This is a genomic window from Gallibacterium sp. ZY190522, from assembly GCF_054166015.1.
This window is the reverse complement of sequence record NZ_CM135118.1, coordinates 447,773-467,671: the sequence shown is the minus strand read 5'-3', so window position 1 is coordinate 467,671 and position 19,899 is coordinate 447,773. Positions and strand designations below refer to the sequence as shown.

Here is a 19,899-nt window from a genome sequence, read left to right as displayed (position 1 = left end):
ATATAAGGAAGCACGAATGAGTAAAACAGCAGAAAATCAAACTTACCCTCTCTACCAAAACAGCTGGGTGGTACGCCAGAGCGATCCGGGTGAAGAAGGGGCGAGAAACCATTTATTTGAAACCGTTTATGTACAACTGGATGCACACTATAACGGCACCGCACTTAGCTTTCACTTTAGCCGTAAAGTAGAAGATAAAGTTGAATTTTCTCAACAGTTTAATGATTTAGAAACACTGTTTAAATTCTTAGGCGAATCACTCGATCCGGTTTCTTTAGGTTTGCTAGGGGTAAAAATCGGCGAATTGAATGCCCAATTAGGCAAATAATTTATAAATGGAGTTGCTCTTTAACGAACGGAATAGTTAATTTGCGTTGTGCCTGTAACGAAGCCTTATCTAACTTCTCAAGCACAGAAAAAAGGTAGGTTAAATCACGATCCAAACGGTTCAATAAAAATTTTGCCACTTCATCGGGCAATTCCAATCCTTGTTTACGAGCCGCCTGTTGCAAAACAGCGGCTTTTTTATCATCCGAAAGTTCCGCCAACTGATAAGTTTCCCCCCAGCTTAAACGGGAACGCAAATCGGGCAATTTAATCGGTAACTGTTGCGGCGGCTGATCGGCACTCATCAATAACAAGGTTTTGCCGGTTTCTTTAATACGATTAAACAGATCAAAAATCGCCACTTCCCATTCATCATTGCCGGCAATCGCCCCCAAATCATCAAGACAGACCAAATCCAGCTCTTCCAATTCTTCTAAAATTTCCGGTGAAAAATAGTGGGTTTTGGTCAAAGGGATATAAATTGCGCTACGTTCCTGTTGCAGAAACAAATTATTAGCGGCTTTCAACACGTGCGTTTTACCGCTGCTCTTCGCTCCCCAAATATAGAAAAAATTTTGTTGCAGATGAGCAAAATTCTCAAACAGCGAATTACATAACAACTGATTGCTGTCTGCATCAAAATTATCAAATGTTTCAGGATCAAATTCGTAAATCGGTAAAATGTATTGATATTGCAAACAAATACCTAAAATAGCCGGCAAAAAATTGGTTATAAGAATAAAGAAAAAAGACGGATTGAGCAAGCACTCAAACCGCCTGTTTTGATGATTTAGCGATTAATTTTCTGTTTTTTGTGCTTTCGGCAAAATTAAGTTCAACAAAATCGCCACAATCGCACAGAGGCTAATTCCTTTTAATGACACTTCGCCGAAATTGACAAACATTCCGCCGATACCGAATGTCATTACCACAGAAATAATACAAAGGTTTCGAGATTCTGTCACATCCACTTTGCCGCGAATTAAGGTGCTCATCCCGACTACAGCAATCGAACCGAATACCAACATCATAATGCCGCCCATTACGATAGTTGGAATAGTGGATAAAAATGCCCCGACTTTACCACAAAACGAAATGGCAATCGCCCAAACTGCTGCCCACGTCATAATGGTCGGGTTGAAATTCTTCGTCAACATCACCGCACCGGTCACTTCTGCATAAGTGGTATTCGGCGGTCCACCCAAGAATGATGCCGCTGAAGTTGCCACACCGTCACCAAGCAAGGTGCGATGCAATCCCGGTTTTTGTAAGAAATCTTTTCCGGTTACCGAACTGATCGCCATAATTCCGCCAACGTGTTCAACCGCCGGAGCAATCGCAATCGGTAACAGATAAAGGATCGCTTCTAACTTAAACTCCGGTGTAGTGATAGTCGGCAAACTAAACCAAGGTGCATCATAAACCGGTTGTAAATTAATTAACCCCATAAAGGCACAAACAATGTAACCCGCTGCAATTCCGAACATAATCGGAATTAATTTCATAATGCCTTTGGCAAAAACCGCCACACATAAAGTCGTCAACAACGTAATCATTGACACCAAAATCGCCTGATCATAGCTGTAATTACTGTTCTTGCCCAATGCCATATCTACTGCAACCGGTGCAAGCCCCATTCCGATAATAATAATTACAGGGCCAACCACTACAGGCGGAAACACTTTTTGCAAAGCTTCAACACCTTTCACTTTAACCAATGCACTTAACGCCACATACACCAATCCGGCACAGGTTAAGCCGCCAAGTGTAACCGGCAAGCCCCAAGTAGCGATACCGTATTGAATCGGCGCAATAAAGGCAAAAGACGATGCTAAGAAAATCGGCACTTGGCGTTTAGTACATAATTGAAACAACAGCGTACCAACACCAGCAGTTAATAATGCCGTATTGCTATCCAATCCGGTAATTAGTGGCACTAACACTAACGCACCGAAAGCAACAAATAACATTTGCAGACCAACAAACGCCTGCTTCACTTTACTTTCAGAAATTTGAGATTGAGTATCTTGACTCATAAAATAGTTTCACCTCTCTGGATAAATTAACTAAAAAAGATTTTCAATACTGCTTGACTATTTAGTACCAAATATCTTATCGCCAGCATCCCCTAAACCGGGAATGATATAACCGTTTTCATTCAAATGATCATCGATAGATGCGGTATAAAGTTCTACATCCGGATGTGCATTCTGTAACGCACGAATACCTTCTGGTGCTGCTACTAACACCAATACTTTAATTTTTGGACATTGTGCCTTTTTCAATAAATCAATAGTTGCAATCATTGACCCACCAGTTGCCAGCATTGGATCGACAATAATCGCCAAACGCTCCTCCATATCTGGCGCCAATTTTTGGAAATAAGGCACTGGTTCTAAAGTTTCTTCATTACGATACATTCCAACAACACTGATTCTCGCACTTGGAATATGTTCTAAAACGCCTTCCATCATTCCAAGACCGGCACGTAAAATCGGCACAACTGTCACTTTCTTGCCTTTAATACGATCCACTTGCACCGGACCACACCAACCTTCAATCGTTACCACTTCAGTTTCTAAATCAGCGGTTGCTTCATAAGTTAATAAACTACCCACTTCTGTTGCCAATTCACGAAATTGTTTAGTACTGACATCAGCCGCACGCATTAAACCGAGTTTATGCTTTACAAGCGGATGTTTCACTTCAACGATCTTCATTTTGCTGTCCTCTAAAAATTTAAAAAAATCGCACGATTTTATACTTTCACACCGAAAATAGCCAGCGAATAACGGAAAAATATGATAATAACCTAATCTAACTCAAAATATTTCTCTGTTCCCCTATTGATTAATATCGCAAACGATTGCGTAATCGTGGTACAATCTGCGCCCGAAATCATCTATAAACTCTGCAAAGGAGCAAAAGTGGACAAACAAACTTTAAGTTACAAAGATGCTGGTGTCGATATTAATGCCGGTAATGAATTAGTTGATCGTATCAAACCTCACGTTAAACGCACTCGTCGCCCTGAAGTGATTGGCGGATTGGGCGGTTTTGGCGCATTGTGTGCTATTCCTGCCAAATATAAAGAGCCGATTTTGGTGTCCGGAACAGACGGTGTCGGCACAAAATTACGTTTAGCGATTGATCTGCACAAACATAATTCTATCGGTATCGACTTGGTTGCGATGTGTGTCAATGACTTAATTGTTCAAGGTGCTGAGCCGCTTTTCTTCCTTGATTACTACGCCACCGGCAAATTGGATGTCGATGTTGCCAGTGATGTGATCAAAGGTATTGCCGATGGTTGTGAACAATCCGGTTGTGCATTAATCGGCGGTGAAACTGCCGAAATGCCGGGAATGTATCACGCTAACGATTATGACCTTGCCGGTTTCTGTGTCGGTGTAGTAGAAAAAAATGAAATTATTGACGGCAGCGAAGTTCGTGTCGGTGATGAATTAATTGCATTAGCCTCTTCCGGTCCGCACTCCAACGGTTACTCCTTGATTCGTAAAATTCTTGAAGTCGCAAAGGTTTCCGCCGCCGAAACACTTTTAGAAGGAAAACCGTTAGCGGAACATCTGCTCGCACCGACCAAAATTTATGTGAAATCTATTTTGCAATTAATTAAACGTGTGGATGTGCACGCCATTGCCCACTTGACCGGTGGCGGCTTCTGGGAAAACATTCCGCGCGTTTTGCCGGATCACGTTCGTGCCGTAATTAATGAACAGAGCTGGCAATGGCCGGCAATCTTCAAATGGTTACAACAAAACGGTAATGTCGATACTCACGAAATGTATCGCACCTTCAACTGTGGTGTCGGAATGGTGATTGCTTTGCCTCAGGAAGATGTTGAAACTGCACTTGCTCTGCTCGCACAAACCGGCGAAAAAGCGTGGGTTATCGGGCAAATTGAACACCTTGATGAACAAGACAAAAAACAGGTAATTATCCGCTAATGTCATCAAATAAAAAAAGAATTGCCGTTCTGATTTCAGGCGAAGGACAAACATTACAGGCGATTATCAACGCCTGTAATGCCGGTAAACTTAATGCCGATATTGTTACCGTAATCAGCAATAAAGCGGATGTTTATGGTCTGCAACGTGCTAAAAACGCCAATATTCCGACGCATACTTTTTTACGTAAATCTTATGCTGATAATCAACAAATGGATATGGCGATTGCCGATATTTTGGAACAATATCAAGTTGATCTGATTGTGCTTGCCGGTTATATGAAAATTTTAACAGCCACTTTCACACAACGTTTTGAAGGAAAAATTCTCAATATTCATCCTTCCCTGTTGCCTAAATATCCCGGTTTACACACCTATCAACGTGCATTGGAAAATCACGACAGTGAACACGGTTTCAGTATTCATTTTGTCAATGAAGAGATGGACGGCGGTCAGGTAGTGTTTCAGTGCAAAGTGCCGATTTTGGCGACAGATGATGAAGATTCGCTCTGCAATCGAGTCAAACAGTATGAACAGCGTTATTATCCGCAAGTGATTTCTTGGTTTGTCGATGGTCGTCTTAGCTATCACTCCGAAGCCTATTTTGACGATAAACCATTGACTTCACCTATTGTTGAATATCAGGAATAACAGATCACACAGTTGCTAATAATATTTTCTAAGATTATTAGCAACTTTCTAAAAAGGTACTATGACCCCAATCTGTTCAAAACAATTTCTACTGCATAAGCATCGGCGGTAGATACTTCCAATTCAATAGATTCTGCCGATTTTGTGCTGCTCAATTTTACTTGCTCGCCTAAACAAAAATAGTTAATTAACTCAGCATAAGGAATAGAAAAACTTCTCTCTATTGAGGAAAAGACAACTCTTTGATTAGTGATCACCAAGTCACCCCAAGCTTTGGTCGTTTGCGTTTCTTTTTCAAGTCTACCGTTTGTGTACCCCGATCCAACACCGACACCTATTTTTGATTCCGAACCAAGTCCCATACCAATAAAGCCACTTGTTGTATTTCCACGTAATACATAAGAAATATCTTTTCCTATCCATTGCGCAGTGACTTCAAGGTACACCACTTCGCCCGGATTTTTAAAAAAAGAGGCAACACTATAAACGGATTTCAAATCTTTATTACGTAAATTATAATTTCGTGAAAGATCATCCAAAACCCGATAACATTCTGTACTCTCACTTCGTTTTAATTTCACTGCATCAAAAGCATTTTTCAACCGAGAAATGGTAGATGAATTCACAATAAAATAATCCGTAGATTTAACCAGTGATTTACACGCCTCTTCAGCGTATTTTATTCGCTCCCTATCCGATAATAAGGTTAAACCTTGATAATGAAACTTCTTCAGATCATTACGTAATTTTTCATCCATATATGAAGCTTGTCTAAATTGTTTCAGTAACTGAAGAAGTTGATTGCGCAATTCTTGCTTTTTCTGTTCTTCTTTTATTGCATCTTTAATCGATTTCCACCACTTTCTCAAAATACTATTGATCTGAAAAAATACTTTATTTTTCTCTTTATCAGTCATCTTAGTTTGAGATATTGTCTTCTCGACAATAGTGTCTGTTTCCGCCTGTTTCTCTTCTTCAGGTATACTTTTTCTTTTCAAGCCGACTAATATAAAACAGACAATAAAGATTGCCAGTAATATCAACGAACTTTGCTGTTGTCCCGGCTTTTCATTAGGAATAGCAGTGATACCGGCACCGATAAAAAAACCTAATATAGACAAAATAAGAATCTGCCATCTAGCAAAAAATTTATTCCTAAAAATTAATACTTTAGGTCGAATTAAACCAATAACTCCGGCAATAATAAAAAATAAACTTAATAAAACACCGAAAATTTGCATAAATTATCCTTACTCTGCCATATAGCAACATAAAGCATTTTTCTAACACGCTTTATCACCAGAACAATTTAAATAAGCTTAAAATTTTCAGCTATCCCCCAAATTATCGAGAGGATAGCCAAAACTCACTTACCCCTTTTGGCTCAAATGTTTGCGCATTCTTAGGTTGATCATCTCAACACAAACCGAGAAGCCCATAGCGAAATAAATATAACCTTTCGGAATATGGAACGACAAACCTTCACCAATTAAAGACACACCGATCAAAATTAAGAACGACAATGCCAAAATTTTTAATGTCGGATGTTCTTCCACAAAATCGCCAATCGGTTTTGCCGCAATCATCATCACACCGACCGCTAAAATAATCGCCAAAATCATCACTTCGACATCATTCGCCATTCCCACCGCAGTAATCACCGAATCAAGTGAGAACACAATATCAAGCAACGCAATCTGAATTAACACCCCGATAAAATTCACTTTTTTCGCCGGTTTCTCTTCTGTGCTGACACTCTCTTCCATATTATGATGAATTTCCAGCGTACTCTTCACCAACAGGAACAGACCGCCAATCAATAAAATCAAATCACGTCCGGAAATCTCATATCCTGATACTGAAAAAAGCGGCTCGGTTAAACGCATAATCCACGCCAATGACAACAATAACAGAATACGCGTTCCCATTGCCAAGCCCAAACCTAAAATCCGTCCGGATTGACGCTGATGCGCCGGCAAACGCCCCACCAAAATACTGATAAAAATAATGTTATCAATACCTAATACAATTTCTAACGCCGTTAAGGTAAAAAGAGCAACCCACGCTTCCGGGCTGCTGATCCACTCCAACATAAATGCTCCAAATTCAAAGTTAATCAAATGCTCGCCATTCTATTTAACAATGACGAGTGCGATACTATAAAAGCTAACGCGGTGAAAGGGAATAGCCGTTATTCTGAAAATTACGCAAAATCTTGGCAGTAAAATTTTTTCGCAAATAAAAACCTAGCGGCAAGGTATCAATAACCTGCCCCTGTTGCCCGATCGCTTTGGTAAGTGCCCGATTGTTATTCCCTTTCGGACGCAACTGCATTACCTCCCCTATACGCGCATTGATTTTCTTTACATCTCCTAACACAATTAAATCCATTAACTCCTCCCAATCCTGTTTTAACTGTGCCTCCTCTTCCGCACTCGGTTGCCATAAAATCGGCTGCCCGACACGCCGTTGCGCCAATGGAATCGTGCGCTCGCCTTCGATCGGTATCCACAACACTTTTGACAATTTATAACGCACGTGCGAACACTCCCAAACAATGCCGTTGTTATCAATCAACGGTGCCAAACTGACGAACGTTGTTTCCAACGGTTCACCGAAACGATTGATCGGCACAGTTTTCAATTCAATACCAAGATGAGCAAAATCCTGTTCCGGTTTACTGCCGGCAGACGCACCCAAAGCGCACTCAATTAAATTTCCGACCCAACCCTTATCTCGTCGTAAATCTTGTGGCACAACAATCTGCAACTGTGCAGCAATATCGGCAAACGTTCTGCCGGCGAGTTGATAAGCTCGCTGCATTAATTGTGATTCAGTAATTGGGGCGTTCAAAATGACTCCTTATCGATTGATTAAAAAATAAACTCAAGTTTTCCAATTTTCTATTTTTTAGGCAATTATTTTTAAACTAATGATTTATCAATAAATTTATTTTTGCCACTGTTTAAAAAAACAACGCCGTTTTAATTATACGCATAATTCCTGCCATTCAATCACAATTTTATCCACAGTTTCTCTGAATAACTCACAATATGGATAAAAAAACAGTATTGATTTTTTTAAATTTAACAGCTTTCTAAAACTTTTCCGACAAACCGATCCAGTTTATAGCAATGACAATGGCTGATTTTATAAAAATTTAGACAAAATCTCAAAAACCGCCACCGCAAAAAATCCATTTAAAATCAAATAGAAAAAACAGATATCCACCGCATTTCACAAATTTGTCTAAAAATTTCCACAAAGTTATCCACAGAAGTTCATTTTATTACGACTAAATAGAAAGTTATAGCCAAGCAAATGAACAAAATCTCTGTTGTTATACAATTTAATACAAACAGTGATGATAATTTTTTTATGCCAATTTAAAAATTTTTCTTGCTTTTTATTACCACACCTTATAATTTTTTAGAAATTGTTATATTTGTTAATCATTTTGGAAAGGGTGATGTAATGTTACGAAAGTTTTATTATTGCTTTTTCTTATATAGCTTACCGCTGATGGCTTATGCTGCGGCGTCCACAGCCACAACGCAACAACCCTTTCCTCAAAACACACTGGAACAGCGGAAAATAGATGCGCAACAGCAACAACGCCAACAACAGCAGCAAAGCAATCGCCAAGCCGACTTTACTCACCATCGTGAAGTGAATGTTGATACCGCCACCGGCTCGGCACAGCCTTTCCCCGAAGAATCCCCTTGCTTTCCCATTTCAAACATCTATTTCACGACCTTTTCACCACAACAACGTGCTATTGATCAACTCACTGCAGCAGATCTAAACACCGAATTTGATTGGGCATTATGGACAATTTACCGCGCTAAAGATTTGACTTTGCCACACTGTTTTGGTGCACAAGGGATTAATGAACTGATTAAACGCTTACAAAATGCCATCATTGCGAAAGGTTATGTCACCACACGTGTCTTGGCGCAACCGCAGGATTTGCGGCAAGGACGTTTGGTGTTGACGGTGATCCCCGGCAAACTCCGACAGATTGTCGTGCGCGATCACAGTGAAATCGCGAAAGTGCATAAAGGCACTGTCTGGTTTGCCTTGCCGCTGACACAAGGTGATTTGTTGAATATTCGTGACATTGAGCAAGGTTTAGAAAACTTAAAACGTCCGCCGCACGTTGAAGCGAATATGCAGATTGTGCCGGCTGATGGGTCGCAGTCCTTACCGGGTGAAAGTGATTTGTTGATCGATTTTAAACAAGCCTTTCCCTATCGTTTAGCATTATCTTTGGATGATAGTGGCAGCAAAGCTACCGGTCGATTACAAGCAGGTGCCACGGTATCAATTGAAAACTTGCTATCCCTGAATGATATTTTTTATGGCGCATTCACACACAGCATCTCACGTGACAGTGATGACCCGGGGCGACACGGCAGTCACAGCCTCAGCCTTTATTATGCCATTCCTTACAAAGCGTGGTTACTCAGCTTTTCATCGACGCAAAACCGTTACTACCAAACCATTTTTGGCGCTTTTACTAATTATGAATATGCCGGTCGCAGTGAAAGCACACAAATTGGGCTGTCACGACTTTTATATCGTGACAGCACTCGAAAAACCACGTTTGAAGCCAGCCTTTGGCATCGTGAAAGTGCCAATTTTATTGATAATGCGGAAATTGAGATTCAACGTCGCCGAATGGCAGGCTGGCAATTGGGTTTATCTCATCGTGAGTATGTAGGCAGCGCAACTTTAGACCTTCATTTCCATTATAAACAAGGCACCGGCGCATATCATTCTCTGCCAGCACCAGAGGAGCAATTTGGTGAAGGAAGCTCCCGTCCAACCATTATGACTGCTTCACTCAGTTTTAGACAGCCTTTTATGATTGGTCAACAACCATTCCAGTTCAATACATCATGGCAAGCACAATGGAATAAAACACCATTAATTTTACAAGATATGTTTAGTATTGGTGGTCGCTATACCGTACGTGGATTTGATGGTGAACTTACTCTGACTGGAGAACGAGGTTGGGTATGGCGCAATGAATTAGGCTGGAATATCGCTAATAAAGGACACGAACTTTATCTTGCATTAGATGGTGGTCATGTCAGTGGTAACTACACGACAGAACTGCTTGGTCAAAATATGTTAGGCGGTGCGATTGGATTACGAGGAAATTTATGGGGGCTCACTTATGACTATTTTGTGGGGATACCCTTGCATAAGCCGACAGGTTTTAAAACATCGCACATGACTACAGATTTCAATTTAAGTTATCAATTCTAAGCGAAGCGTTGAGGGGTAAATTATGAATAAACATCTTTATCGCATTATCTTTAGTAAAAGATTACAACGTTTAGTCGTGGTTTCTGAAATTGCAACGCGTGAAGGTAAAGCCAAACATCAAGGTCGACATTGCTCTTCCGCTTCGCTTAGTCAACGCCCTCACTGGAAATTACCAGCCTTAACCATCGGGTTATATAGTCTTTTAGGCTTTTTCTATTTGACTTCCGCACACGCAGACGAATTACAAATCCGAGCAGACAATACTGCACCCAAAAACCAACAACCGATAGTATTACAAACCGCCAACGGCTTGCCACAAGTCAATATTCAAACACCAAACGATAAAGGGTTATCGCATAATAAATACCAACAATTTGATGTGGCACAAAAAGGAGCGATTCTCAATAACAGCCGTAAAAATACGCAAACAGAACAAGGCGGCTGGGTACAGGCAAATCCTTACTTGGTGGGTGGTGAAGCGAAAGTCATTTTAAATGAAATTAATGCCAAAAAGCCAAGCCAATTAAAAGGCTATATTGAAGTAGCAGGCAAAAAAGCGGATGTAATTATTGCCAACCCAAGTGGGATTCATTGCGAAGGCTGTGGCATTATTAATGCCGGACTCAGCACGTTAACCACTGGCGAGGTGCAGATTGAAAATGGAGAAGTGAAAAGCTATCGTGTAGAGAAAGGTTCGGTCACCGTTTCAGGTCGAGGATTCGATAGTAGCCGTCAAGATTACACCGATATTATTGCCAAAGAAGTTAAGGTAAATGCCGGCATTTGGGCAAATGAACTCAAGGTAACAACGGGACAAAATCAGGTTTCTGCCAACAATGACAGTATTCAAGTTATCCGTGCTGGTGAAGCAAACCAACCTGTAGGCTATGCCGTCGATGTCGCTGAATTAGGCGGAATGTATGCCAATAAAATTCATCTTATTGGCACAGAAAATGGTTTAGGCGTTCGCAATGCAGGGCATATTGGCGCTTCTGTAGGTGAAGTCAAAATTACTACCGAAGGGCAATTAGTCAATACAGGCTATCTCGGAGCCAAACAAGATATTACCTTACAAAGCCAACAGCAGATAGCAAATCAGCCTGCTGGCGTGATATATAGCCAGCAAGGCAATCTGCAAGCAACGAGTAAACAGAACGGTATTCAACAACAAGGTAGTTTGATTGCCAAAGGCAAAGCACAAGGGAAAGGCAATATTACCTTAAAAGCCAAAGAAACGATAAGTCAATCTGGTGAGAGTTTGGCAGAGGGGAATATTACTTATCAAGCACAGAATATTGAAACTTCAATTGACTCCGTTCTCGCTGCAGGTGTACAGTTTACACCAACGGCAACAACAGAAGAAAAAACAATTAATACACATAGCGAACAAGGACAAACACTTCATCTTATTGCTGACCGACATACGATTGTACACGGACAAAATCTTGCCTCTGATCTTATTCAAGTTGAAGCGGCAGAAATAGATTTATCTCAAAGTCAAACGAGCGCCAATCACCTTACTTTACTTGCTAGACAGGGAGATATTTACCTTGCTAATAGTGAAATTTTAATTGATCAAACGGCTACCTTACGTACCCCTACTGCCCTTGTCACACCAAATGCTCAATTACAAGCCCAGCATTTTATCGTACAAGCAAACGCACTTAACAATCAACAAGGCTATTGGCAACAAACTGGCAACAATCTCCTTGATTTACAACTTGTACAAGGGATCAATAATCAACAGGGGGTATTACGTACCTTAGGCGATTTTCGCTATCAAGGTGGTGACTTTGATAATCAACAAGGCGTAGTAACCACACCGCAGTCCTTGTTTATCAATACACAGCAACAGACCTTTAATAATCAATCAGGGTTAGTCTCTGCACAACAAGATACTCAACTTATCACTGCTACCTTAAATAACCAACAAGGTGTAATACAAAGCCAACACAATTTCAATCTCACTGCACCTACGTTAAATAATCAACAGCAAGGCAAACTATTAGCTGTTGAACAGATCAAGATTACTGCACAACAACTTGATAATCAAACTGGACTTATCCAGTCTAATCAAGCAAATATTACCAGCCAACAACTTGACAATCGTGCTGGAACTATCAAAGCAAACCAAGCTGACATCGCCGCCCAACAACAATTAGATAACCAAGCACTAAGTCAAACAGGATCGTTAATCCAAGCAGCTACTCTACGCATTACCACCCCATTACTGTTAAACCAACAAACCAAAGCACAAAATGAAACACCAACACAAGGTTTAATTGCGAATACTTTGGAGATTAAAACCGATCAATGGTTTAACCAATCTGGTGGTGCTTATGTGAGTCAGGCACTCAATGCCGCAGTGGCTAAGTTACTCAATAACCAACAAGGTGAGTTGTTGTCATTAAATAGCCTAAAAGTAAAAGGTAATCAGCTACAACTAGACAACCAGCAAGGTGTAATAGAGAGTTATGGCAATTTAACCTTAGACTTAAAACAGTGGGAAAACATCGGGCAGGTAAAAAGTGCTGCTAATGCGAAACTCTCAATTCATAATGACTTCCGTTTAGATACGCCAATTACCGTCGATGGAAAATTGACTTTAAAAGTAGATAACCATTTTTCGAATCAGACACAACTCGTTACAGGAAAAGGGTTAACGATCGAGGCAAAATCCATTGAAAATCCAATCCAAAGTGAATTAAGTTCCCAAAAAACACTGTTAAAAACCGAGTATTTGCTTAATCGCGGTTTAATTGATGGCGTCAAAAATATTATTTTTGCTAATCAATTAGATAATCTTGGCAGTGGTAGAATTTATGGTGATCAGCTCGCCATTCAAGCTCATACATTAAATAACTTACCTGAACAAGATCAAGCAGCTACCTTAGCCGCACGCGAACGCTTAGATCTCGGTGTAGGTACCCTAACTAACTACGATCATGCTCTGATTTTAAGTCAAGGTAATCTCTATATTGGTGGTACGTTGGATGATCGTTATCATGCCACTGGTCAAGCCACGTTTGTGGATAATGGTAGTGCCACAATTGAAGCGTTGGGCAGTGGTAACATTAATACCCAACGCTTATGGAATCATGATCGACACTTGCGCTTAGGCATTCATACCGATAAAGAGCATTTTAAAGAATACGCACAAAATAATGATAGTCAGCGTTATCGTGATGGTGTAGAAGGTGAACTAGATTGGACAAGAAAAAGCAGAAAAGCGTGGTTTGCCTTTTATGATGGCAGACGTAGTCCTTCCCAAAATGATTGGTTTGGTTGGGAATATATCAGAACAACGGATACTACTACAATCGAACATCGCGACCCCGCGAAAATTCTGATTGCCGGCAATCTTTCACTTAATGGTGATCAACTTCACAACCAATATAGCCAAATTTTAGTGGGTAAAACATTAACCTTAGGAGAACAACGATTTAGAAAAAATACTAAAAATGAAACCCTAACAGCCAATCATGTTCAATTAATCAATGAAGATTTAATTGGTGAGATCCATCGCCGAGACGATGGTCAGAGTTTTATGATGGTTGCTTATAAAGACAAGAATCCTATCAGACCTCGTTATGGACATCGTTCAGAGAATTATCAGGATTATCATCATACTCATCCGATCGAATATTTTAACTTTAAGATTGTAGATAACACGATTGGACAGGCTATTCAACCAACAGGAACAGCAATTCGTCAGCAAACTACCGCACAACAAGCTACATTAAACAATTTACAAGTTGATTTAAGCCAAAGTACACCATTGAGTGCGGTACCACATGTACGTGCAGTATTACCAAATCAATTACTGCCTCAAGCGAGTTTATATCGTTTAAATCTTGCCACTAACAGTCATGTATTAGTGGAAACTGACCCACGCTTTACAAATAAACGCCAATGGCTAAGTTCTGATTATATGTTTAATGCCTTACGAGCCGATCCGCAAACGATGCTCAAACGTTTAGGTGATGGTTATTACGAACAACGTTTAGTGAATGAACAGATTAATCAATTGACGGGGCAACGTTTCTTAGGTAATTACACTTCGGATTATCAACAATACAAAGCATTGATGGATGCCGGTATTCGTTATGCACAACGTTATCAGCTAATTCCGGGTGTTGCGCTTAGCGCTGCACAAATGCAGGAATTAACCGAAGATATGGTATGGCTTGCGCCTCAGACCGTCACCTTAAAGGACGGTACTCAAGTTCAAGTGCTTGTTCCACAAGTTTATCTGGTAAAACGTGATGTCGATATTCAGCCAACAGGTGCAATTATTTCAGCCAAAGAAATTGATATAGCGATGGATGGAATAGTGAAAAATAGTGGGTTGATTGCAGGACATCATTTAACACAAATGTCGGCACAAAACTTAGAGAATTACGGTAATATCATTGCCGATCAATTGAATTTCAACATCACTCATCGTTTCTACCAACAAGGTGGAACGTTAGCTGCCAATCGCCTCAATTTAGCCGCCAATACTATCCTGATTGAAAGTCGTTTTAGTGAAAATCAAGACACTGGCAGTTTTTATCGTCGCCAACTTGATCAACAAGCACAACTGAATGTCAAAAATGATTTAACCATTACCACACAAGATGATGCGCAATTTAATGCGGTCAAAATAAACACTGACAATGCAACATTTTATATCGGCGGTAATTTGACATTAGGTACCCAAGCAGAAATCAATAAAGAACATTATGTTATGGATGCCGACAATTACTGGAAGCTCGATCAACATAATGATATTGCAACCACATTGACAGCAAAAGGCAATACTACCTTTCTCGCCCAAAAGGATATTAATTTACGTGGCACTCAGATTGATACGAAAAAGGATCTTACTCTGGCTAGTCAACAAGGTAATATCAATGTCTATGCAGCACGAAAACAAGAGCAACTCTCTTCAGGCATTAAACATACGGATAAAGGTCTGCTAAGTCGCACCACTATCATGACTAAACACGATCACCAATATGATTTAGTGGAAGGATCGAACATTGATGGTGAAAATGTGAGCTTTAACGCTAATAATGGCGCTCTTACCATTCAAGGCTCTTCCGTTGTTGCGGAAAATAAACTTATTGCTAAAGCTAATAACATTACTATTAAAGAGGCAGAGAACCGTATTTATTCAGAAGATTTTTACAGTGAGCAAAAGTCGGGCTTAATGGGTTCAGGCGGATTTGGTTTTACCATTGGTGAAAAGAAAGACACCACAGAAACCGAGCAAACCAAATATTACGCTACAGGTAGCCAAGTAGGCAGCCTAAAAGGGAACACTACCCTACTTGCTCAAGACCATTACCAACAACAAGGCAGTACGGTTTCTTCTGTTGAAGGTGATATGAATATCGGTGCGAAAAAAGTGGATATTCTCTCCGCAGATGAAAAATACGAAAGCAACTATAAATACACCATGGAGCAAAAAGGTCTAACTATTGCTCTTACAGGTGCAGTGGCTGCGGCGATACAATCGGTAGATTCAACGGTTAAATCAACAAAAATGGTGGGAAGCAGTAAAAATGATCGTGTGAATGCGATGGCAGTGGCAAATGCAGGGTTTGAAGCATTCCGTACTTCAAAACAATTACAAGACATAGCTCAAGCGATGTCTGATGGTTCAGTAACGGGCGGAGCAGTTGGTATAAGTTTAACCTACGGGCAACAAAAGAATGTACAAACCCAGCATAGTGAAGGCAATACAGTGGAAAAAAGTCAAGTTAATGCAGGTGGGAAAGTGAATATTTCTGCCCAAGGCAACGGCGAGCAATCCCATCTCACTATAAAAGGAGCTGATGTTTCAGGGCAAAGTGGAACCCATTTGAGTGCAGAGGGTAATGTCAATATTTTAGCAGCAGATGAAAATCATCTTGAACGTAGTAAAAACAAATCCAGCGGTTTTAACTTTGGTGTAGCAATTCAGTTTGGCAACGGCATTGCGGCAGGTATTACCACAGGCGGTAATGTCGCTAAAGGCTACGGCAATGGCGAAAGCCAAGCGTGGGTAGCAAGCCTTGTGGGTGATAAAAACAGACAAACCAGCATTAGAAGTGGAAAAGAAGTCAATATCATCGGTTCACAAGTACAGGGTAAAGGTGTGGAAGTAACAGCAGAAAATCTCAACATTAAAAGTTTGCAAGATACCATAAAATACGAAGGCAAACAGGAGAGTATTTCAGGGCAAATTACAGTGGGGGTTGGTGGAGCATCTGTTTCTGGTAGCTACGGGAAATCCAAGGTGAATTCTAACTATGCTAGTGTGAAAACTCAAGCTGGCATTTTTGCAGGCGATGAGGGGTATGATGTAAATATATCAAAAGCGATTGAGCTTACGGGGGGAGCTATCCTTTCGCAAGCTGATGTTAATAAAAACAGCTTATCAGCACAAGATTTCAGTTTTACGGATATTACAAATCATTCCAATGCAAAGGCGAGTTCAAGGAATTTTATGGGGGGAATTTCTGTCGGCAGAGATCTGCATTCAGAGGAAGATAAAGTCAATAATAAGATTTATCGCACTGAAAGAGAGCAGAACGGCAAAACCTTTGAGCAAGCTAACCCAAATCAAGCCAATAGTAGCCCTATTAAATTTGGATTAGGCGAAAAAGATGTTCACAGTGCCGATCTTTATGCAGTCGCTAAAATTGGTTTAGTAAACTTGTTGGGTAACACTAAAAAATCGCAAAATGCCTCTAGTATAGCATCTTCGATTGTCAGTGAGGGGCGTTTTACTATTGGCAATCAACAAGGGCAAGAAAATTTTAGTCGTATTAAAAAAGGTAATGTTGCTCAAGCCAATAGCTTAGCCCAGCAAGATTATCACACACTGCAACAAGAAGCAGAAAACGACACCAAAATTCAAAAAAGCTTTTATAACAATGTGGCAGGTGTAAGCGATGAAGCCTATCGCACCATGTTTATTGCTGAGCATAGAATGCTGACTGCAAAGATGGATAAAGAGGGTAATCCGATAAAAGATGAAAAACTTGTAAAAGCACTTGATGATGAAGCTGTTACATTTGTAAATAAAAAATTGGAAAAAGGAGAAATTACTCAATTTGACTATGAATCAGAGATTGATAAATATAAAAGAAATGAATTAGATAAAGGTCGCAATATTTATCAGTTAAGAGAAGTATCCGACCAAGAAAGAGAGCAACTTAAACAAGTAACTTACAAAGATCCACTTACAGGAAAATCAGAAAACCGATATGTGGTTGCCTTTAACGGTATTTTTAATGATGAAAATGCCGCCGCTAAATTTGCGTGGCAAAACTATGTAGCCCAAGAGGGGGAAACAGGCAGAATAGATACTCGAATTTATAAAGATGTTTATTTTGTTCACCACCCACAAGCCAATAATGCATTATCTGAACTGCTGGTTGCAGGTTATGAAAAGATAATTGAAACCACCTTTGGGACGGTGTTTGGTATGGATAATTCCAGCCTACAAGCAAAAGCGTTAATGAAGAAATATGGTCAAGATAATCTTTTTGTCGGTTCACACAGCCGAGGCACTTTAACGGTAACCAATGCCTTAAATTCCCTTAATACCGCAGAAAATCGGGAAGCTAAATTATTATCAGGAACAACCATCAAAATGGTTGGACCTGCAGCCAATGTAACCTATGCTGATGGCATTTTAAGCCGCTTACAAACTGGCAAAGAACGCACCAGCTCAGAAGGCTCAATTCGCATTGAAAACCATCAGCAAGATCCTGTTGGTCGTGTACCCATTATTCTTGGGGGCAACCTACCAACAATGAATGACAATCTGCAAAATCGAGGTGGTATTCAACGAATCATAGATATGTTTGGCGATAATTCCTCTATGCACAACTGCTATGGCTTGGGGCAAGGGCAGTGTGTAACAGATGGTTATCGTAAAAGTAAAGACGATTTAATAATGAATAAAGAACAAACCATTTTTGAATTAAACAAACAGTTAAATCAACCCTAGGAGGCGTTATGAAAAAAATCATCACCATCATCTTAACCAGCAGCGTGCTACTTTCTTGTGAAATGGGGGGCTTTAAACCACCCAAACAACACCATTCTTGGGCTCCAGGAAAGCAATTTTACTCCCCTGATAGAAAAGAAAAATTTGATTTCATCTCTCAAAGGGAGAAAGATATGCGAGCTTGTGGCATGGATCCTGTTCTAGGAGAAAGTATGAAGACTAAAGTCAATTTATGTATGGAGCAAAAAGGCTGGTATTTAGAGAAAGGCCCCGTTTGTGAAGAAAGAATTGCTTGGTATGATCCACTGTGCATTGAATGGAGAGCCAAACACAGCAAACCCGATGCGAAGCCTTGGGATTAGCTTTATACATAGATTGTAAACCTTGAAAGTGCAAAGCAATTAAACTTGATGCCGAAAACCTAAATATCGAAAGCCTACAAGATACGATGACCTATAAAGGCAAACAAATGAACGTGAGTGGTCAAGTGACTGTTGGTTACGGCTTCTCCGCCTCCTCCAGTTATAACCAATCGAAAATAGTACAAGAGTTATATGGTTCTACGGGTGGCTTTCAGGCGATTGAAGGTGGTTGGTATCTACCATCTAATATAACTATACTGTATAAAGTGGGAAGTTTTTCAGATAGATTAGTAGAGTCTTTTGCTGGGACGCATGATTTAATAGGAGGGCAAATTTGGGGATTTTATAATTCTCAAGGAAGTACAGCACAGAAAACGGAAACAGAGAAACTCAGAGCAGAAATAACGACAGCTGTTGCTATATCTCTAGCAATGCCTTTCGCAATGGCAGATTTAATGTCATCAGATCTTCTACAGTAGAGCTAGTGCATATGCTGCCTGACATTTACAACAAATTCAGTTAAAATTAAAAAATTTTTGAAGATACTATAATCATAAAGGCAGGTAAAATGTCAGCAGTTGGAAGAGTCCATTCTTTTGAGTCATGCGGTACGGTTGATGGCCCTGGAATCCGTTTTATTTTATTCACTCAGGGCTGTTTAATGCGCTGTAAATATTGTCATAATCGTGACACTTGGGATTTACATAGCGGTAAGGAAATTACTGTTGAAGAATTAATGAAAGAAGTGGTGACCTATCGCCACTTTATGAATGCCTCTGGAGGTGGCGTTACCGCTTCCGGTGGGGAAGCTATTTTGCAGCCAGAATTTATTCGAGACTGGTTCCGTGCCTGCAAAAAAGAGGGTATCCACACTTGTTTGGATACTAACGGTTTTGTGCGTCATTATAATCAGGTTATCGATGAACTGCTTGATGTAACTGACCTTGTTCTGTTGGATTTAAAACAGCTTGATGACAGTATTCATCAAGATTTGATTGGTGTATCCAATAAACGCACTTTAGAATTTGCTAAATATCTGCAAAAACGTAATCAAAAAACTTGGATTCGCTATGTTGTCGTTCCGGGGTATACCGATGATGAACATTCGGTGCAGTTATTAGGTGAATTTATTAAAGATATGAAAAATATTGAGAAAGTCGAACTACTTCCTTATCACCAATTGGGTAAACATAAATGGGAAACGCTCGGCTTAAAATATGAATTGGAAGATGTTAAGCCGCCAACAAAAGAGTCATTGGAAAAAATTAAGGCTCAGTTGGAACAATTCGGCTTAACCGTAAAATATTAAATTAATTTACCGAAGGAGGTAA

The 19,899-nt window shown here is 40.1% G+C and carries 14 protein-coding genes; 8 read left to right on the top strand and 6 right to left on the bottom strand.

Annotation, left to right across the window (positions count from 1 at the left end; all coding sequences use genetic code 11):
- The first annotated feature begins 16 nt into the window (after positions 1-16).
- Complete coding sequence (locus tag ACXPAV_RS02125; RefSeq protein WP_013745228.1) at positions 17-328, top strand: DUF5377 family protein; 312 nt, start codon at positions 17-19, stop codon at positions 326-328.
- Between the two features lies 1 nt (position 329).
- Here ACXPAV_RS02125 and hda read toward each other — a convergent pair whose 3' ends face one another.
- From hda to upp, 3 genes are all read right to left on the bottom strand, one after another.
- A complete protein-coding gene (gene hda / locus ACXPAV_RS02120; protein ID WP_196247511.1) occupies positions 330-1,031 on the bottom strand; it encodes a DnaA inactivator Hda in 702 nt (233 codons plus the stop codon).
- Positions 1,032-1,124: 93 nt separating this feature from the next.
- Positions 1,125-2,363 carry a nucleobase:cation symporter-2 family protein gene (locus ACXPAV_RS02115; protein ID WP_458003866.1) on the bottom strand — a complete coding sequence of 413 codons (1,239 nt, stop codon included), beginning with the start codon at positions 2,361-2,363 and terminating at the stop codon, positions 1,125-1,127.
- A gap of 57 nt (positions 2,364-2,420) precedes the next feature.
- On the bottom strand, positions 2,421-3,047 hold the full coding sequence (gene upp, locus ACXPAV_RS02110; RefSeq protein WP_013745231.1) for a uracil phosphoribosyltransferase: 627 nt from the start codon (positions 3,045-3,047) through the stop codon (positions 2,421-2,423).
- A 207-nt stretch (positions 3,048-3,254) separates the two neighbouring features.
- Here upp and purM point away from each other — a divergent pair, with 207 nt between their 5' ends.
- Both purM and purN read left to right on the top strand, forming a co-directional pair.
- Positions 3,255-4,295, top strand: coding sequence for a phosphoribosylformylglycinamidine cyclo-ligase (gene purM, locus ACXPAV_RS02105; RefSeq protein WP_458003865.1), 1,041 nt, complete (start codon positions 3,255-3,257; stop codon positions 4,293-4,295).
- On the top strand, positions 4,295-4,945 hold the full coding sequence (gene purN, locus ACXPAV_RS02100; protein ID WP_458003864.1) for a phosphoribosylglycinamide formyltransferase: 651 nt from the start codon (positions 4,295-4,297) through the stop codon (positions 4,943-4,945). Before purM ends, purN begins: the two co-directional genes overlap by 1 nt.
- Before the next feature lie 59 nt (positions 4,946-5,004).
- Here purN and ACXPAV_RS02095 read toward each other — a convergent pair whose 3' ends face one another.
- The 3 genes from ACXPAV_RS02095 to mutH form a co-directional block, all read right to left on the bottom strand.
- Complete coding sequence (locus ACXPAV_RS02095) at positions 5,005-6,186, bottom strand: hypothetical protein (protein WP_458003863.1); 1,182 nt, start codon at positions 6,184-6,186, stop codon at positions 5,005-5,007.
- 129 nt (positions 6,187-6,315) lie between these two features.
- Positions 6,316-7,038: a TerC family protein gene (locus tag ACXPAV_RS02090; RefSeq protein ID WP_458003862.1), complete on the bottom strand. Its 723-nt coding sequence runs from the start codon at positions 7,036-7,038 to the stop codon at positions 6,316-6,318.
- Between the two features lie 73 nt (positions 7,039-7,111).
- Positions 7,112-7,798 (bottom strand): DNA mismatch repair endonuclease MutH, encoded by a 687-nt coding sequence (gene mutH, locus ACXPAV_RS02085; RefSeq protein ID WP_210640167.1) that lies wholly within the window; start codon positions 7,796-7,798, stop codon positions 7,112-7,114.
- Between the two features lie 621 nt (positions 7,799-8,419).
- On the opposite strand from mutH, the gene ACXPAV_RS02080 reads away from it, so the two are divergent.
- From ACXPAV_RS02080 to pflA, 5 genes are all read left to right on the top strand, one after another.
- The gene (locus ACXPAV_RS02080) at positions 8,420-10,219 is read left to right on the top strand and encodes a ShlB/FhaC/HecB family hemolysin secretion/activation protein (protein ID WP_458003861.1); all 1,800 of its coding nucleotides are present in this window, start codon (positions 8,420-8,422) and stop codon (positions 10,217-10,219) included.
- A gap of 22 nt (positions 10,220-10,241) precedes the next feature.
- Complete coding sequence (locus tag ACXPAV_RS02075; protein ID WP_458003860.1) at positions 10,242-18,206, top strand: two-partner secretion domain-containing protein; 7,965 nt, start codon at positions 10,242-10,244, stop codon at positions 18,204-18,206.
- 8 nt (positions 18,207-18,214) lie between these two features.
- Complete coding sequence (locus ACXPAV_RS02070) at positions 18,215-18,568, top strand: hypothetical protein (protein ID WP_458003859.1); 354 nt, start codon at positions 18,215-18,217, stop codon at positions 18,566-18,568.
- A 107-nt stretch (positions 18,569-18,675) separates the two neighbouring features.
- Positions 18,676-19,047 carry a hypothetical protein gene (locus ACXPAV_RS02065; RefSeq protein ID WP_458003858.1) on the top strand — a complete coding sequence of 124 codons (372 nt, stop codon included), beginning with the start codon at positions 18,676-18,678 and terminating at the stop codon, positions 19,045-19,047.
- Between the two features lie 89 nt (positions 19,048-19,136).
- The gene (gene pflA / locus ACXPAV_RS02060) at positions 19,137-19,877 is read left to right on the top strand and encodes a pyruvate formate lyase 1-activating protein (protein WP_458003857.1); all 741 of its coding nucleotides are present in this window, start codon (positions 19,137-19,139) and stop codon (positions 19,875-19,877) included.
- The last annotated feature ends 22 nt before the right edge of the window (positions 19,878-19,899 follow it).

Coding starts and splice junctions, on each gene's coding strand:
- ACXPAV_RS02125 (WP_013745228.1), top strand. CDS start 17: ATGAGTAAAACAGCAGAAAATCAAACTTACCCTCTCTACCAAAACAGC.
- ACXPAV_RS02115 (WP_458003866.1), bottom strand. CDS start 2,363: ATGAGTCAAGATACTCAATCTCAAATTTCTGAAAGTAAAGTGAAGCAG.
- upp (WP_013745231.1), bottom strand. CDS start 3,047: ATGAAGATCGTTGAAGTGAAACATCCGCTTGTAAAGCATAAACTCGGT.
- purN (WP_458003864.1), top strand. CDS start 4,295: ATGTCATCAAATAAAAAAAGAATTGCCGTTCTGATTTCAGGCGAAGGA.
- ACXPAV_RS02095 (WP_458003863.1), bottom strand. CDS start 6,186: ATGCAAATTTTCGGTGTTTTATTAAGTTTATTTTTTATTATTGCCGGA.
- ACXPAV_RS02090 (WP_458003862.1), bottom strand. CDS start 7,038: ATGTTGGAGTGGATCAGCAGCCCGGAAGCGTGGGTTGCTCTTTTTACC.
- ACXPAV_RS02080 (WP_458003861.1), top strand. CDS start 8,420: ATGTTACGAAAGTTTTATTATTGCTTTTTCTTATATAGCTTACCGCTG.
- ACXPAV_RS02075 (WP_458003860.1), top strand. CDS start 10,242: ATGAATAAACATCTTTATCGCATTATCTTTAGTAAAAGATTACAACGT.
- ACXPAV_RS02070 (WP_458003859.1), top strand. CDS start 18,215: ATGAAAAAAATCATCACCATCATCTTAACCAGCAGCGTGCTACTTTCT.
- ACXPAV_RS02065 (WP_458003858.1), top strand. CDS start 18,676: ATGAACGTGAGTGGTCAAGTGACTGTTGGTTACGGCTTCTCCGCCTCC.
- pflA (WP_458003857.1), top strand. CDS start 19,137: ATGTCAGCAGTTGGAAGAGTCCATTCTTTTGAGTCATGCGGTACGGTT.